A 15,629-nucleotide genomic window follows, 5' to 3' on the forward strand; every position below is an offset into this window, starting at 1 on the left:
CCTATTTCCTCGTACGGGGGCGCAGAATGCGTTCGATCCAGTCGAAACCACCCTGGCTGACCAAGGTGATTGCGAGGTAGACGAGAGCGGCGATGAAATAGAAGATGAAGGGATGGCGAGTGGAGCCCGCGCCGACAAACGCGGCTCTCATCAATTCCTGCAGGCCGACCACGGAGACGAGCGCGGTGTCCTTGATCGTGGTCTGCCAGACATTGTTCATGCCGGGAACGGCGATCCGCAGCATCTGCGGCGCGATAATGCGGCGAAAGATCCGCCTGCCGGGAATCCCGAGTGCGCGCGCCGCCTCGATATGCCCGCTCGGAATGGCTGCCAGCGCCCCTCGCACGACTTCTGTCGAATAGGCCCCCGATATGGCGGCGATTGCGACGACCGCGATGGTGAAGGCGTAACCGTTGCCGGCCAGTCCCTCGTAGCCGAACGCCGCAGCCACTCGGGCCACGAACTCGACGGAGGAAAAAAAGAGGAGATAGATGATCAGAAGTTCCGGCACGCCGCGCACGACCGACGTGTAGAAATCCACTGCCAGTGTCAGCGGGAAAATCCGGGCCCATTTAATCAGGCCACAACCAACACCGATGACGGCGCCAAAGGCCATGCTCGCCATGCCGAGGGCGATGGTGATTGCCGCGCCGCGCAGGATTGCCGATATCCAGCCGCCTTCCCATACCTGCCAAAGTCCAAGTTCCATCGAGCCCGCCCAACCTATGCCTTGTCCTGTCGGATGAAGCCTCCCGAGAAAGGATCGACCTTCCGGCCTTTCGTTCTCCCGGGAGGGTGCTGTTGCCGTTACTGGCAGGGACGGGAGATGTCCGTCTTGAACCAGGTCTGGCTTGCCTTGCCGATCGAGCCGTCGGCGACCAGTTCGCACAGCGCCTTGTCGATACGGGCCTTCAGGTCGGTGTTCTCCTGCGAGATACCGACGCCGATGCCCTCGCCGAGTGTCGGGTCGAAGGTGCTCAGCACCTTGACGTCGACGAACTGGAAGTCCTTGCCGTCGGGGCGGCCGAGGAAGTCCTGAAGGGCGGATGAATCGGCAAATGCGGCCTCGACGCGGCCACTGGCGAGATCGATCTGCATCTGGTCGAGCGTGTCATAGGTCTTCAGGACCGCGGACGAGGCCCGCTTTTCCATGAAGTGCGCATGGGTCGTGCCAGCCTGGACACCGACCGTACGGCCGTCGAGCGATGTCAGCAGCGTCTCGATGTCCTTGACGCCGGCAAGATCGGAATCCTTCTTGACCACGAACATGTTGGCGAGTTCCGCATAACCGACCGAGAAGTTGATCTGCTTCTTGCGTTCGGCGGTGATCGACATGCCGGAAATGATGATGTCGAAACGCTTGGCCTTCAGCGCCGGAATGAGGCCGTCGAAGGCCTGCACAACGAAGTGACACTTCATTTCCAGTTTTGCGCAGAGCAGGTTTCCTACGTCGGCATCGAAACCGGTGACGTTGCCGGCGGCGTCGGCCATGCTCCACGGCGGATACTCGCCTTCCGTGCCGATCGACAATTCTCCTTCGGCTGCGTGGGCCGCGGCGAGGCCGGTGGAGAAGATCGTGGCGAGCAATAGACTTTTCAGCTTCATGTTTTGGTTCCCCTTGCTGAGCATTCTTGTTGGCCCCCGTTCCGGGGGAGGGCCCCGGACGGGTGATGACGGCGGGCTGTCAGAGCGTACGGGCCAGGAACTGGCGCATGCGTTCGGAGCGCGGGTTGGTGAAGACATCCGCCGGGGCACCCTCCTCCTCCACCTTTCCCTGGTGGAGGAAGAGGATCTTGTGCGAGACCTCGCGCGCGAACTGCATTTCGTGCGTGACGAGGATCATCGTATTTCCTTCTTCGGCCAGTTGCCGGATGACGCGCAGGACTTCGCCGACCAGCTCGGGATCAAGTGCTGAGGTCGGCTCGTCGAGGAGAATGAGCTTCGGGCGCATGGCGAGCGTGCGGGCGATGGCGGCACGCTGCTGCTGGCCACCGGATAGCTGCCCGGGGTATTGGGCATGTTTGTCGGAAAGGCCGACTTTCTTCAGCAGGGCGTGGGCGTGATCGACGGCCGCTTGTCGTCCCTCCTTCAGGACGTGCATCGGCGCCTCGACGATGTTTTCGAGGACCGTCATGTGCGGCCAGAGATTGAAGTTCTGGAATACCATGCCGACGCGCGAGCGGATGCGCTCGACCTGGCGGATGTCGGCTGGCGCAGCACCGCCGTCCGGCGTCTTCTTCATGCGGATTTCTTCGCCGTCGATGACGATGCGCCCGTCGTTCGGTTGCTCGAGCAGATTGATGCAGCGCAGGAAGGTGCTTTTCCCCGAGCCGGAAGAGCCGATCATCGACACGACCTCACCCGGCTGTGCAGAGACGCTGACGCCGTTGAGCACGGAGAGGGGGCCGAAGCGTTTGTGGATGTCGTGCACCTCGATCGCCGGTCTTTCGCCAAGCCTTGGGCCGCCGGACTCCGGATGGGCGACGACGATGACTGCGGCTGTGGTGGGCACGGATTTTTCCGGTCGCGCACCGCCTAATGCCTTGAGATCGGCAAAGGCTCGGTCGAAGTGGCGCAAGGATGCCTCAAGACAGGCGCGCTGCCAGTCGGCGTCTTCGGGAATGAAGGCGGCGCACAGGTCCTTCTTGATCCGGTCGCCGAGCGGCGTGTCGATCTTGCCGAATAGGTGGAGCCAATTGTCCGCCTGGACCGCATCCGAGACTGTGGCGCCGTCGAGGGTGCCGCATTCGACGACCAGCGGCAGGACGCGCGCCTTCGGCAGCGCACCGCACACGGCGGCCGAGACGTAGCCTGTGGCTGTCGCGGCGATGCCGGTATCGGTCGTCGCATCCTCCCCGGTAACGACGACCGAGAGCGCGGGACCGAAGATGCGTCGGCCCCATTCCAGACCGGCGTGCTCGCTCTCGGCGACCGAGAGGAGGGCGGGGTAGCCGTAAGGCCCTGCGCCTGTGTGCAGGTCGAAGATGACAACCTCGGCCGCCTTCTGTGCGAATGTCGACAGGATCTCGATCAGGGTTCGGTTCGACCAGACCGGACCGTCGCCGCCATAGAACAGGCCGTCCGGAAAGTCGTATTGTCCCGCTTCCACAATCGGAGCGATGCCGGCGTAGCCACCGAGCCTCCGCTTGGCGTCTTCGTATGCTTCGATTGCTGCGTCACGCTCCGGGCCGTCCCAGGCGCGACAGACCAGGGCCCTGTGCAATGCGGCGTAGCGTTCGTTCTTCGGCGGCGCCTTTCGCCAGTCGATGAAGTTGCGATTGAGATCGACATTGTCTTCGTTGACACGGCGCGCCCATGCCGTGCCCCAGGGGTTGATGAGGTGGATCGCCAGAACGGCGGTATCGTCAGGAAGTTTCCAGGGAGAGTTCTGCGAAAGCCACGCGCTCTGGCAGGCCGAGCCGAAGGGACCTTCAACGCCATGCGTCCCGGAGATCAGTACCATCAGCTTTTCAGCATCGTTGCGCCCGAGATAGGCAACGTCAGTCGCTAGGCGCTCTCCCTTCGGACCGTGCAACGGGTGTAAATATTCGACCAGGCTAGCGCCAGCGGTGCGCGCGGCGGCGAGAAATCGAGCGCGCAAGGCGGAAAAGTCACCGGTGAAAAGGCCGGATGGCGCTGAAGGGGACATGCGATGGGGCTCCCGGTTTGCTCTGGACAGGCTTGCGTTTCCGCTCATTTGTTCGTTCCCTTGAGGCCGTGCCAGACCCCCTTTTTGTGTTTTGGCTTGAAGCGCGCGCGGCAGCCGTCACGGCCTGGCGAGGCTGCGAAGCGCATCCAGAAAGCGGTCGTTTTCCAAGGGAGTGCCGATCGTCACACGGATGAAGGTGTCGTAACCTTCCTCCTTCCATGGCTTGACGATGATCCCCTTTGACAGGAAGTGATCGAACGCGATCGGGCTTTCCCGCCCGACATCGATGAACAGGAAGTTCGTCTGCGACCTGGCCGTCGAAAGCCCCATGGCGGCCACAGCGTCGGCGACGCGCGCCCTCTCGTGTTTCAACCTCGCGACCGAAGACCGCATCCATGCTTCGTCGGCAAGCGCTGCGACGGCTGCGACCTGCGCGGCGGCATTGACGTTGAACGGCGTCTTGGCGGCGCTCACCGCCCGGGCGAGCCGGACATCGGATGTCACGGCATAACCGACCCGCAGGCCTGCAAGCCCATAGGCCTTGGAAAAAGTCCTGAGCACCACCCAGGAGAGGTTCGTCGCCGAGAGCGCGGCAAGGCCGTCGGGCGTGTCTTCGTCCGTGAACTCGAAATACGCCTCGTCGAGCACGAGAAGCGTTTCATGCCTGACTGCCGCGAGAATGCGCGTCAGCCCCTCGTGATCGAGCGCCGGACCGACCGGATTGGACGGGGACGAGAGGAAGAAAATCGCCGGCCCGCGCTCGAGCATGGCGATGATCGCCGGTATGTCGAAATCGAGATCCGGCCGTATACCGACCTTCTCGACGCTTGCGCCATTGGCAAGCGCCTCGATCTCGTGCAGCCCAAAGCCGGGACAGACCGTTGCCACGAATGCACCGGGACGCAGCACGGCGCGACAGATTGCGGCGATCATCTCCTCCGAGCCGTTCCCGGCGACGATCCGGTCGGGGGAAACGCCGAGCTTTTGGCTGAGCACCGCCCGCAGCGCCGTACAGGCGGGGTCGGAGTAGCGGGAGGGCTCAAGGTTTGCGAGCGCGGCTGTGACACGCGGTGAACAGCCGTCCGGGTTCTCGTTGCTGGCAAGTGCTGCGATGTCTTGCCGACCGCTCTGCCGCCGCGCCGCAGCGATGTTCATGCCCGCGTTGTAGGGCGGAAGGCCGGCCACATGCGGATTGAGCGGGAGCTCGGTATGAAGCGGTTTCGTCACGGATCTTCCTTCAAAGCTTGGACATCTGGATGGCGCCACGGCCATTCGGACAGTGCAGTCAGAGATCGAGCACGATCGAGGACTTTGGCCTGGTGCAGCAGAGCAGCACCCGGCCGTCCGGCACCTGATCGAGAGGCTCCTCGAAGTAGTCGACTTCACCTGAGACGAGGCCCTGCTCGCAGGTGCCGCAGACGCCCGCCCGGCAGGAGAATTCCGGCTCGATCCCCTGCGCTTCCAGGAACGCGAGGATGGAGTCGCTTGCGCTGTCCCAGGTAAGGCTGAGGCCCAATTTGTGAAGGACGACGCAGGGGGCTTCACCGTCGATCACTGGCTTGGGGGTGGAAGCCATTTTCGATCGCTGCGCGGTCTGAGCGGTCTCCGTCAACAGGCTCGCCGGCCCGAAGAACTCGTAGGCGATGCGCTCCTTAGGCACCCCGAGGCCGGTCAGAATGCTGTAGAGCGCCTGCATGAAAGGTGGCGGCCCGCACATGTAGATGTCGTAGTCGTCGAGCGGCAAAAGGCTCTGAAGCGTGCCGCGCGTCAGGAAGCCCGTTGAATGGCAGCGGGCAACCGTGAGATCGGCGCCTTCGGCGAAACGGTAGCAGTAGTGCACGGTGATACCGGGCCTGAGAGCGGCGAGATGTTCGACCTCGTCCCGCAGTGCGTGGACGGCTGCACTGTCGCAGGCATGGATGAACCAGACCGGGCGGTTGGTGTCCCTCGCCAGCACATCGAGCATCGAAACTGTCGGCGTCAGCCCGACGCCACCAGAGAGAAGGACGACGGGCCGGGCGCTCGCGCTGTCGAGCTTGAAGGCGCCGCGCGGCGGGTCGATCTCGACGACCGCACCCGGCTCGATCTGGTCGTGCAGCCAGCAGGAGCTCAGACCATCAGGCAAATCCTGTGCCGGTGCGGCCTCACGCTTCACGGTGATCCGGTAGGTTCCCTCCTCGCGTGGGGAAGACGAGACGGTGTAGTTGCGCAGGACATGCCCGCCCTTGCGATCGGGAACACGCATCGTCAGGAACTGTCCCGCCTCGAACGACCGCCAGTGCTGGTGTTCGAGTGGGGCAAGGCGGAAAGAGGTGATGGTGGCGCTTTCGCGTACCTTCGAGATGACTTCGAAGGGACGGAAGCGCGAGGCGGCTGCATCGAGCATCCGGACCGCTCCCTACTCGGCTGCGACGCTGGAGGGATCGGTTTTCGTCTCGGCGGCGATCAACTGAGCCAGCTTGCGCCGGAAGCGCATCGGGCCGACGTCGATTTTCAGGTCGAGATTCGGTGTCTGCTGGTTCGCCATTCCGTGATGAACCGCTTCCAGAACGACGCGGTCCTCTTCGAAAGCGCCGCGCACGGACTTAGCAAAACTCTCGGAAACCTTGACGTCATCAGGCGCAAAGTTGCGCATCTGGAACCAGTAGTACTTGGTCCGGTTTTGATCGACCGGCGTCATGAAGTTGTAGCTGTCCATCAGGAATGTATTTTCCGGCAGCGCGCGGCCTTCGCCGCCGGTGTGGGCGGGGGCGAAGATAGCCTTGATGATCGCGTTGCTCGGATAGCGCACCTCATAGTGCTGCTTGCGGTCAGTGTTGCCCTTGAACAGCAGGAAGGGCGCATAGAACGGGGCCGGTTCGGAATCGATCATCCAGCGCCAGACGGTGACGCCGTCATCTTTCACGGTCGTCTCAAGCGGCGTTTCCTCGCAGGCGGAGCTGGCGAAGGACGACTGGTGGACCCAGGCGACATGGGACGGATCGAGTAGGTTGTCCGTCATGTAGAGATAATTGCAGTTCAGCGTCATCGACTCGCCGCGATTGATGCCCCAGGCGGGGTCGCCGAAATGCTCGACCTCAAAGATATCCTTCGGATCCGCCTTGTCGGCATCTCCCATCCAGACCCAAAGCAGGCCGTATCGCTCATGGATCGGGTAGGAACGCACCTTGGCGACATGCGGGATCCGCTCGGCCCCCGGCACGCGTGTGCAGATGCCCGAACAGTCGAAGGTGAGGCCATGGTAGCCGCATTCGACGTCGTCGCCCTTGATGCGCCCCATGGAGAGCGGCAGCTTGCGATGGGGACAGGCATCCTCGAGCGCGGCGGCCTTACCGTCCTGCTTTCGGTAGAGGACGATGTTTTCGCCGAGCATCGTGACGGGCTTCAACTCGCGGTCGACCTCGTGATCCCAGGCTGCGACATACCAGGCGTTCTTGAGAAACATTTCGCTCTCCTTGCGTTTTGTTAAGCGAATGTTCGACGTTTTTTACGTGCCAACAAGTTGCCAGCGCCTGCGTTCTTTTTTAGATTTTCTAAATTGGAGCGAATGGCTGAAGGAGTGCTTTACGATGCCGAACCCGTCCTTGCGCGGCTTGCAGGCCTTTGAGGCGATCGGACGATGTGGCACTGTCACAGCTGCGGCGGAGGACCTCGGCGTCTCGCCGGGCGCCGTGAGCCAGTTGGTGCGAAACCTGGAGCACTGTCTTGGCCTGACGCTATTGGAAAGGCGCGGACGCCGCGTTGAGCTTTCTTCCTGGGGCCGGTTGTACTATCGGGAAGTCGCCAAAGGCTTCCAGCAGCTCTCCCATGCTGCCAATGTTCTCACCCGCGCGCGCAACGAGACCGGGATCGTTCTGAGCGCGCTGACGTCGGTCGCCAACAAGTGGGTCAATCGCAAGATCTTCGACTGGCAAACGCTCTGTCCGGAATCGAGCGTCCGCATTCTCGGGCAGGAACAGGAGCCTCGCATCGGTGCCGATCAAGTGGATTTCCGTATTACCTACGGCCGGCGCTCCTATGTGCATGAGCACGTAGCCACGTTGTTCACGGACTGGATGGTCCCTGCCTGCTCGCCGACGCTGCTCGCCGGACGCAGCCTTGAAACGCCGCGCGACATCCTGACGTTTCCGCTCCTACATGTGGAATGGGAGGCGGACTACAAGGCTTCTCCGCAATGGAACGACTGGGCAACCCTGGTGCACGCCGATGGGGCCAAGAAGTTCTCCGGCCTCTCCTTCACCTTGTCGAGCAGTGCGATCGACGCGGCCGTGAACGGCAGGGGGTTCGTTCTTGCGCAAGTCTCCATGATCAAGGATGAGATCGCCTCTGGATCTCTGGTTGTGCCCTTCGACATTCGTATGAAACTGCCCGAAAGCTATTATCTCGCCTGGGATCGGGCCGCCCTCGAAAAGCCGTTTGGACAGAAGTTTCACAAATGGTTGCTTGGGGTTGCTAGACAGCAAGACCAAATGTCAGATCCAGGCCCTCGTTCGAACCGGCTAACATGAGAATTTAGTCTCAATAAGAGTCTTGTCTGCCCTCGGCTGGGGCGTGGTGGGCGGTTCGATTGCGTTCAAGGAGAGGGATAGGAGACATCCGTGCTGCCGGCTTCCGCTCGTCGAGTGATCTGAACGCCCGAGGAGCGTCAGGAGCTGATACTTGGTCAGTGCGACCCGAGCGTCTCAATTGGGCCGGAAGGAGACTGGCCGCATCTGGAGAGTTGGTCAGAAATGCCGACTTAGCGCAGTTGCAGTTCGGGTCTCCCCCGGAACGCAATTTCGCGAACAGAACTGGGCACTTCCGCCGAAAGCCCCCGCTCTCCGCCCGTCACCAGGCGTTCAAGAACCGTCCGCTTTCCGTGGATACTCATTTCCGTGTTGTCCACTTCGACGCCGTCGGTCACAAAGAAGGATGACGGCTCGATGGAGGTGGAGATCGCCTGGACATTACCTCTGACCATTTGTTGACTCACCCGCGGTCGAACAATAACTTACGAACTCGGTCGTTAGGCTTGTCCTCACATGACGGATCAGTCTCTTCAGCGTCGCCTTGCCGCCATCGTCGTTGCCGATGTGGTGGGATATTCACGCCTGATGGAGGCTGATGAAGTCGCAACGCTGGCGAACCTCAGGGAACTCCGTTCTGGCGTTATCGAGCCGGCTGTGATGCGCCACAACGGTCGCATCTTCAAGCTCATGGGCGACGGATTCTTAATCGAATTCGTTAGCGCGGTGGACGCGGTCACAGCAGCGTTGGAAATGCAACGCGCCACCACTGCTGTTGAGGCTTCCGGAGACCGGCGCCTGCTTTTGCGTGTAGGCGTCAATCTGGGAGATGTCATTGACGACGGTTCAGACGTCCTCGGCGACGGCGTCAATGTCGCGGCGCGCCTGGAGACGCAGGCCGCACCGGGAGGTATCTGCATTTCAGCCAAAGTTCACGGCGAGATCGTCGGCAAGATCGGCGAGCGGTTCTTTGATGCAGGCGAACGCTACCTAAAGAACCTGACTCGCCCGGTCCACGTGTGGCATTGGCCGGATGCGCTGCAGAGCATATTGCCGCTGCCCGAATGTCCCTCGATCGCTGTATTGCCGTTCACGAATATGAGTGGGGATGAAGCGGACGCGCCTTTCGTCGACGGCTTGACCGAAGACCTGATCACCGACCTTTCCCGTACGGCTGGCCTGTTCGTCATCGCGCGCAATTCCGTGTACGGCTACAAGGGCAAGCCGGTCGACGTACGGCTGGTCGCCCAGGAGCTCGGCGTCCGCTACGTCCTCGAGGGGAGCGCCAGACGCGCAATGGGCCGTGTCCGCATCAATGCCCAATTGATCGACGCGCTTGGCGGCCAGCACTTGTGGGCCGACCGGTTTGACAGGACGGTGGAAGATGTTTTCGAATTACAGGATGAAGTTAACGCGAAGATCGTTGAAGCCCTCGTCGGCCGGCTGAGCATCCCGACGCAGCGCAATCGGCCGAAGAACTTTGAGGCGTACGATCTGTGCGTGCGCGCCCGCCTCCTGACGGAAGAGTCGCCGCAAACTGAGCGTGAGGCCTATATGCTGCTCCAACGCGCGGTTGAGCTCGAGCCATCATATGCCGAGGCGCTCGGTCTGCTCGCCTATAACCGTTGGCTTGCCTGGACTCATTTCGGCGAGCCCGAAGATCCGAACCGTCGGATGGCGGCGATGTTCGCGCAGAAGGCGGTCGACCTAGATCCCAACGATGCCGGCTGCCGTTACGTTCTGGGGACCATTTTGGCTTATGAGCGGCGATGGGAGGAATCGGAGGCCGCCTTCGCCAAGGCCCTGGAGCTGGACCCCAACCACGCCGACACCTGGGCCGCCATGTCGGACATGTCCGTGCTGGACGGCAGGGTTGCCGACGGACTAGCGCAGATCGAAAAAGCTCTGCGGCTCAATCCCTATCCAACCTGCTGGTATCTTTGTCATCTTGGGCAGGCGCAATACGCCGCGCGTGACTATGAGGCGGCAACCGCTACACTCCGCAGGAAAGACACGTATCGTACCAACTCACGCAAATTCCTGGCTGCTTCGCTTGCGCAGTTGGGCCACCGTGAGGAGGCGCGGCGAGAAGCAGAATTGTTCCTGATCACCCACCCTCATTTCACGATCAGCCATTGGCTCAGCTCCCAGCCGCTGCGCGATGCATCTGTACGAGACCACTTTGTCGACGGCTTCCGAAAGGCTGGCCTGCCGGAGATGTGATAGCGGTGGGGGCAATCCCGACGCGTTCGAGGACTTGATCAACGGATATGCGCTGCGCGAGAACGGCGGTCTGGATCGCAGTTTCGCAAAGCATCCTGTCTTCATTGCTACGGGGTCATCTCCACCATGATGCAAGGCGGGTGCCAGCTCACGAGCCAAAATCCCAAAATTGACTGCTCAATCTTGGCTATGCGATCTTGAACGACAGCAATGTAAGCATTCGCGGAGGGCCCCGCATCAAAGCATCAACGTTATCGCTGAGGTTCGCAGTTCTGACGTCGGTCAGATCGTAGTCCGCACTACCCCACTCCATCTTGATCAATCGGCGACAAGGTTTGTTCGAGTACATCGGTCCGCATATCGGTCACTTCCCTGTTTTGCCATAGGTGCCGACTAGCTCGGTTCCGGCAATGATGTGATCGCGCATTTGCGCTTCGATTTGGTCCTTGCTAGCCGCCGCCGATAGGGTGAGCCGGTCATCGAGTGCATAGAGCTTGAAGAAGTAGCGGTGCACACCGATCGGAGGACAAGGGCCGCCATACGCATTGCTGTTCCACCCATTCCTCGCTGTCTGAGCGCCTGATGGCAGTTGCGAAATCCCTTCCACAAGCCCCTTCAGATCGGGGGGCAGATTGAAAACAATCCAGTGTATCCAGGTCATTTTCGGATGGGCCGGATCCGGCGCGTCCGGGTCGTCGACGATCAATACAAGGCTTTTGGTTCCGGTCGGGATGTCTGTCCATTCGAGAGGCGGGGAAATACCTTGCCCTTCGCAGGTGTAAAGCCTGGGAATGGTTCCGCCATTGTTAAAGGCGGGCGATGCGATAGTGAACGCCATATGGAGCCTCGGCGAGTTCAAGAAACCGTTTCGTTGCCGCACGCACGATATACCCGTACCCACGCAATCTGTGGGCGCCTCCAGACCAACGACAGCATCGGCCTATTGGCGCACGATGTCCAGGATGTCGACCCGCAACCAGTTTCAGCATAATTCTATAGCGACCCATATCTACACGCTGCCTGCGAGTGTCAGCAAAATTAGCGCGAACGTCTGTCGATGATAAAGGACGTTATCATAGGATATCGGATGGACGATGATGCCAACGCCCCACATATGGTGGGAGCGCAAATAGCTCCTTGCAGTTGCGGGTTTACGGTTCGAATCCCTTCACATCAGGATTTTTGTCAATGGTTCATTCAGATGACATCGAGGATCTACGCTCGGAAAAGATCATCGCCTTTTCCCGTCAGAACCTCTCCTACAGCGAACGCTATTTCTCCGAGATGTTCGAGACCCATGGTCTGACCGGCAACATCGCCTCTGCGACGACACCTTCTCGCTGGTGTCGCTCGTCTCGGCAGGCCTTGGCATCGGCTTTGCACCGGAATGGACGAAGGATCTTCCGAACCGCAACTTCGAGCTCGGGCCCGTGCGTGGCGTCGATCTGAAGATCGGGCTTGGGGTTGCCTGGAACAAGGAAGACCGGACGACATCATCGACATTGCCCGGTCGCTGACGCGCCCGGGCAGGTGAGGGCGGCGCCTGATATTCGAGCGCTGGTGGAAGCCAAAACACTATCATCGTGCGGCTTAAAATGGTTGAGCCTCCGCAGGGGGTGGAGACTCAACCAAGGTGCGCGTTCGTAAATTGAGGGGCGCGCTCTACCCCACCGTCACAGCGGCGGCCTTGAGCGTTCATCAAGCTATCTGCTCTTTTTCGGCTTCGACGGGAGCAGGCCTTCGCGTTGCATTTGCTTGCGGGCATTCTTGCGCTGGCGGCTCACCGCCTCGGCTTTCTCGCGCGCTCTCTTAACCGAGGGCTTTTCAAAAGCCTCGCGCATCCGCATTTCACGAAAAATGCCCTCGCGCTGGAGTTTCTTCTTCAGAACGCGGAGCGCCTGATCGACATTGTTATCACGTACTAGAACCTGCATTGGCCGCTCGTAGGTTGGAAAAGGTCGCTCAACTTACAAGTTTTCGAGCTGATTCCTATCACAGTTCGCAGGAATTCGAGCTTTCTAAGATGTAAAGCGAGGCGACGCTGAAACCGGGTCAGGTGCGAAATTATGGAGCAAGTGCCACAAGATTCCGATGAAGGCCGATGCTATCTCCTGAGGGTGCCTCGAGAGTGTTGCGTATGGTCGAAGTCGTAGACGAATTGAAAGCGAAACTGGGTGAGATCGATGCCCGGATCGAGGAGCTGCTCAGCGCGCCAGTGGGTTCGATGTCCCGAAAACCGACCCCCGCGCGGCGGACGCCATTCCTTGCATCGACTACGCCCTCAGACTGAGCCCCCGCGAGGCTTTTCTCGTCGGATCGGTCGCCTTCTCGACCTATGCGGGACATCTTGGCGTCCGTCTGCCTGCTGCGTCATTCCAGACCGGAGATGCCGACTTCGCCCAGGACTATGCGAACTCGGCCGAAGTAGAGGACAGCCTTCCACCTATTCTCGAAATCCTGAAGAGCCTCGATCCGACATTCCGGCCGATCATGCATCGCTCGGGGTCACTGCGTGTGACCAGCTTCATCAATCGCAGCGGCTACAAGGTCGAGTTCTTGACCGGAAACAGGGGATCGGATGACCACATGGACAAACCGGCCGACATGCCCGCCCTTGATGGAGCCTCGGCCGAACCGCTGAGATTCCTGGACTTCCTGATCTATGAGCCGATCAGAGCCGTCATGCTGCACAAGTCAGGCATCAGCGTGATCGTACCAGCTCCGGAGCGCTACGCGATCCACAAGCTGATCGTCGCCAGCCGCCGCGTCGTTGACACGCTTGGTTCCGCGGAACGAGACAAGGACTTGAGGCAGGCCGTTCTCCTGTTCGAAGCACTCGATGTCGCCAATCGGCTCAATGAGCTGTCGGACCCACTGCATGAGGCATGGGAGAAGGGAGAGGCCTGGCGCTACGCGATCAAGACCGGGATCGGCTACATGAGCCGCGCTGATCGGGCGAAGACGGAAGCGTTGTTCAAGGAGCTCGCCGTCGATCCATTCAAGGAAGATAGGTAGGGGCGGCTATTTCACAGATTTATCCGGGAAGAGACTTCAAAGTCGGCGTTGATCTTCACGACGAGTACTTTGCCGAGTTGCCTGATACCTTCACGGAAACCTCGTCCTTGGATTTGAATGGCGTGATCGGTTTGATCTCAACGTGATCGTTGCCAAGCCTACCATCGGCACCCTCCGTAGGTGATGGCGCCGAAGAGTTCTCCTATGTCTCCGTACACATCGGGGTGGGATCGCGGGTTCGATTCCCATCAAGGCGAGGGACTCGCAGTCGGCTTGCCGCCGTGTCGCTTGGGCAAGCGCCTCTCGTGGAGAGCGGGCACTAGTTACCACGGTGCCTGACAGCGGCACTGCGACAAAAACCGGACAATGGACCGTCGCCGTTGCGGTTATGACTCATGCACTAACCGCGTAGTAGCCATTCGTTGCGCTAGCCGTGCCGAATCCCGCTCTGGGAGGTCGGAAGTTGCTACCCGGAGTCAATAATCAATAACCAAGATGGTAGACGTCCGCCCGGCGGACTGGTCGCGCGCGACCAATTCCCACTAGCAAAGATCCCAGACGCGATGACGCTGCGCGAACGCTCGGATTTGATAACGTCAGTCGCGAGTGGGCTTGTGGCGACCGCCGAGAAGCCGCAGGAAATCCGAAACGACAGATTTGCGGCGACCTTGATCGGTCTGGCTAGGATCATAAACGGCTGCGCTGGCGACGGTGTTGCCTGCCGCCAGGACTGGATCGTCGCAGTCGGAACCGACTTCAGCGAATTCGCCACAGCACCTCGGGTCCCGCCTCCCTAGAAATCGGCGACCTTACCCCAGGCAGATTTTCGGAAGCGGTCCGGATGGTACGCGCGTGGGTCGACGATTGGCTCGTCACCAGTGACGATGTCGGCGATCAGGTGACCGGCGCCGGGACCAATGCCGAAGCCGTGCCCGCTGAAGCCGGCGGCGAGGATGAACCCCGGTATGGCGGCGATTTCGCCGATGCCAGGCACACCGTCCGGCGTGCTGTCGATATAACCCGCCCATGCGGCGGTGATGCTGGTGTTCTTAAGGTCGGGCAGGAGGTCGAGCGCGCGCGAATGGGTGAGGCGAATAGTGTCTTTATCGACTGCAGGATCAAGGATACGCATGCGCTCCATTGGCGTCGGGGCATCGAGGCGCCAGCGAGTCAGGCTCTCGTGACCGGAACGGAAGCCTTCGGTGCCGCCGGGTGCAAGGCTGCGCCAGCGCCGGGCGAACATCGGCAGAAACTGCGGCGCGAAACGCAATTGCTGCGGCGTCGGATCGACACGGCCGCGGCCACTGATGGCGAGCGTGTAGCCGCCGTCCCCGCGGCGCGTCACCGAAACGGCGGCCGTATGCAGCGCATCCGGAAGGCGGATGGCGCCTGGCGAGACGGCCAGGATTGATGATCGGATCGCGGCTTGGGGAAAGCGGATGCCGAGCTGACGGCAGAAGGAGGAGGCCCAGGCGCCGCCGGCAAGGATCGCCGTCTTCGTGCGGATGGTGCCATGCTCGGTAACGACACCAGAAAGGCGACCGCCTTCTGTCTCTATGCCGCGGGCGGCGCAGGACTGATGCACGGTGCCGCCGAGCTTGAGGATCGCACGTGCGACCGCGGGTGCCGCACTTGCCGGATCGGCGGTGCCGTCGGTCGGCGAAAAGACGCCCCCCTTCCACGGCTTTCCGGTGGCGCGGCCGCGTTCGGTCGCCTCGGCTCTGTCGAGCATATACGTTGTGACGCCGAGCGAACGGGCAAAGTCGCGCCAGCGGGCCCAGCCGGCCAGTTCCTCTTCGCTGTTGCTGAGGTAGAACAACCCGCAGCGTCGGAAGCCGGTATCCTCGCCGCTCTCGGCGGCGAAACGCTCCCAAAGATCGAGGCTCTTCGTCGCCATCGGCAATTCGCGGGCGTCCCGGTTCTGCTGGCGGCACCAGCCCCAGTTGCGGCTCGACTGCTCCGCGCCGATCCGGCCCTTCTCCACGACGGCTACCTTTAATCCGCGGCGTGCAAGATAGTAGGCCGCAAACACACCGACAATGCCGCCGCCGATTACCACGGCATCGGCGTCTTCGGGCAACTGCGGCGTTGTGTCGATGAGTTTCAGCGGTGCGGGCATGGCGTGACCTCCGTTACGACCACAGTCTAGCGGCTTTGGCGCAACGGCGTTGCCGGACTACGACTGCGCGCAGCACAAGATTCCGTATTGCGGGAGCAATGCCGCCCTTTCTGCTTTG

Annotated in this window: 13 protein-coding genes and 1 pseudogene; 4 read left to right on the top strand and 10 right to left on the bottom strand. The window is 61.1% G+C overall.

The features are described 5' to 3' along the window. Position 1 precedes the first annotated feature (1 nt). The 6 genes from AC070A_RS29960 to AC070A_RS29985 all read right to left on the bottom strand — a co-directional run bounded on the left by AC070A_RS29960 (position 2) and on the right by AC070A_RS29985 (position 7,094). A complete protein-coding gene (locus AC070A_RS29960) occupies positions 2–709 on the bottom strand; it encodes an ABC transporter permease (protein ID WP_057249949.1) in 708 nt (235 codons plus the stop codon). A gap of 98 nt (positions 710–807) precedes the next feature. Continuing rightward, a complete protein-coding gene (locus AC070A_RS29965; protein ID WP_057250142.1) occupies positions 808–1,605 on the bottom strand; it encodes a transporter substrate-binding domain-containing protein in 798 nt (265 codons plus the stop codon). A 79-nt stretch (positions 1,606–1,684) separates the two neighbouring features. Continuing rightward, positions 1,685–3,649 (bottom strand): DUF2817 domain-containing protein, encoded by a 1,965-nt coding sequence (locus tag AC070A_RS29970; protein WP_113738001.1) that lies wholly within the window; start codon positions 3,647–3,649, stop codon positions 1,685–1,687. A gap of 117 nt (positions 3,650–3,766) precedes the next feature. Continuing rightward, the gene (gene hisC / locus AC070A_RS29975; protein WP_309140550.1) at positions 3,767–4,876 is read right to left on the bottom strand and encodes a histidinol-phosphate transaminase; all 1,110 of its coding nucleotides are present in this window, start codon (positions 4,874–4,876) and stop codon (positions 3,767–3,769) included. Between the two features lie 58 nt (positions 4,877–4,934). Continuing rightward, positions 4,935–6,035 carry an FAD-binding oxidoreductase gene (locus AC070A_RS29980; RefSeq protein WP_113738002.1) on the bottom strand — a complete coding sequence of 367 codons (1,101 nt, stop codon included), beginning with the start codon at positions 6,033–6,035 and terminating at the stop codon, positions 4,935–4,937. Positions 6,036–6,047: 12 nt separating this feature from the next. Then, positions 6,048–7,094: an aromatic ring-hydroxylating dioxygenase subunit alpha gene (locus tag AC070A_RS29985; protein ID WP_057249954.1), complete on the bottom strand. Its 1,047-nt coding sequence runs from the start codon at positions 7,092–7,094 to the stop codon at positions 6,048–6,050. A 124-nt stretch (positions 7,095–7,218) separates the two neighbouring features. On the opposite strand from AC070A_RS29985, the gene AC070A_RS29990 reads away from it, so the two are divergent. Next, on the top strand, positions 7,219–8,157 hold the full coding sequence (locus AC070A_RS29990; protein ID WP_057250148.1) for a LysR family transcriptional regulator: 939 nt from the start codon (positions 7,219–7,221) through the stop codon (positions 8,155–8,157). A 230-nt stretch (positions 8,158–8,387) separates the two neighbouring features. Here AC070A_RS29990 and AC070A_RS29995 read toward each other — a convergent pair whose 3' ends face one another. Next, entirely contained in the window at positions 8,388–8,609 is a 222-nt protein-coding gene (locus tag AC070A_RS29995) for a hypothetical protein (RefSeq protein WP_057249957.1), read from the bottom strand. A gap of 61 nt (positions 8,610–8,670) precedes the next feature. Between AC070A_RS29995 and AC070A_RS30000 the strand changes: the two genes are divergently transcribed. After that, positions 8,671–10,377 carry an adenylate/guanylate cyclase domain-containing protein gene (locus AC070A_RS30000; RefSeq protein ID WP_057249959.1) on the top strand — a complete coding sequence of 569 codons (1,707 nt, stop codon included), beginning with the start codon at positions 8,671–8,673 and terminating at the stop codon, positions 10,375–10,377. A gap of 364 nt (positions 10,378–10,741) precedes the next feature. Here the strand turns inward: AC070A_RS30000 and AC070A_RS30005 are convergent, their stop codons facing one another. Continuing rightward, the gene (locus AC070A_RS30005) at positions 10,742–11,215 is read right to left on the bottom strand and encodes a YbhB/YbcL family Raf kinase inhibitor-like protein (RefSeq protein ID WP_113738003.1); all 474 of its coding nucleotides are present in this window, start codon (positions 11,213–11,215) and stop codon (positions 10,742–10,744) included. 368 nt (positions 11,216–11,583) lie between these two features. Here AC070A_RS30005 and AC070A_RS30010 point away from each other — a divergent pair. After that, a pseudogene (locus tag AC070A_RS30010) lies at positions 11,584–11,911 on the top strand (LysR substrate-binding domain-containing protein); the annotation flags it as partial. Positions 11,912–12,080: 169 nt separating this feature from the next. On the opposite strand, the gene rpsU reads toward AC070A_RS30010, so the two are convergent. Then, entirely contained in the window at positions 12,081–12,311 is a 231-nt protein-coding gene (gene rpsU / locus AC070A_RS30015; protein WP_057249963.1) for a 30S ribosomal protein S21, read from the bottom strand. 352 nt (positions 12,312–12,663) lie between these two features. Between rpsU and AC070A_RS30020 the strand changes: the two genes are divergently transcribed. Further along, positions 12,664–13,392 (top strand): GSU2403 family nucleotidyltransferase fold protein, encoded by a 729-nt coding sequence (locus AC070A_RS30020; protein ID WP_494773619.1) that lies wholly within the window; start codon positions 12,664–12,666, stop codon positions 13,390–13,392. A gap of 793 nt (positions 13,393–14,185) precedes the next feature. Here AC070A_RS30020 and AC070A_RS30025 read toward each other — a convergent pair. Continuing rightward, positions 14,186–15,511 carry an NAD(P)/FAD-dependent oxidoreductase gene (locus tag AC070A_RS30025; protein ID WP_113737888.1) on the bottom strand — a complete coding sequence of 442 codons (1,326 nt, stop codon included), beginning with the start codon at positions 15,509–15,511 and terminating at the stop codon, positions 14,186–14,188. Between the last annotated feature and the right edge of the window lie 118 nt (positions 15,512–15,629).

The organism is Ensifer sp. GW101-20A05, from assembly GCF_059424735.1.

Excerpts from the sequence above, each read along its gene's own strand:
- AC070A_RS29965 (WP_057250142.1), bottom strand. The coding sequence starts at position 1,605 with ATGAAGCTGAAAAGTCTATTGCTCGCCACGATCTTCTCCACCGGCCTC.
- AC070A_RS30005 (WP_113738003.1), bottom strand. The coding sequence starts at position 11,215 with ATGGCGTTCACTATCGCATCGCCCGCCTTTAACAATGGCGGAACCATT.
- AC070A_RS29995 (WP_057249957.1), bottom strand. The coding sequence starts at position 8,609 with ATGGTCAGAGGTAATGTCCAGGCGATCTCCACCTCCATCGAGCCGTCA.
- AC070A_RS29985 (WP_057249954.1), bottom strand. The coding sequence starts at position 7,094 with ATGTTTCTCAAGAACGCCTGGTATGTCGCAGCCTGGGATCACGAGGTC.
- AC070A_RS30025 (WP_113737888.1), bottom strand. The coding sequence starts at position 15,511 with ATGCCCGCACCGCTGAAACTCATCGACACAACGCCGCAGTTGCCCGAA.
- rpsU (WP_057249963.1), bottom strand. The coding sequence starts at position 12,311 with ATGCAGGTTCTAGTACGTGATAACAATGTCGATCAGGCGCTCCGCGTT.
- AC070A_RS29980 (WP_113738002.1), bottom strand. The coding sequence starts at position 6,035 with ATGCTCGATGCAGCCGCCTCGCGCTTCCGTCCCTTCGAAGTCATCTCG.
- AC070A_RS30000 (WP_057249959.1), top strand. The coding sequence starts at position 8,671 with ATGACGGATCAGTCTCTTCAGCGTCGCCTTGCCGCCATCGTCGTTGCC.
- AC070A_RS29970 (WP_113738001.1), bottom strand. The coding sequence starts at position 3,649 with ATGTCCCCTTCAGCGCCATCCGGCCTTTTCACCGGTGACTTTTCCGCC.
- AC070A_RS29990 (WP_057250148.1), top strand. The coding sequence starts at position 7,219 with ATGCCGAACCCGTCCTTGCGCGGCTTGCAGGCCTTTGAGGCGATCGGA.
- AC070A_RS29960 (WP_057249949.1), bottom strand. The coding sequence starts at position 709 with ATGGAACTTGGACTTTGGCAGGTATGGGAAGGCGGCTGGATATCGGCA.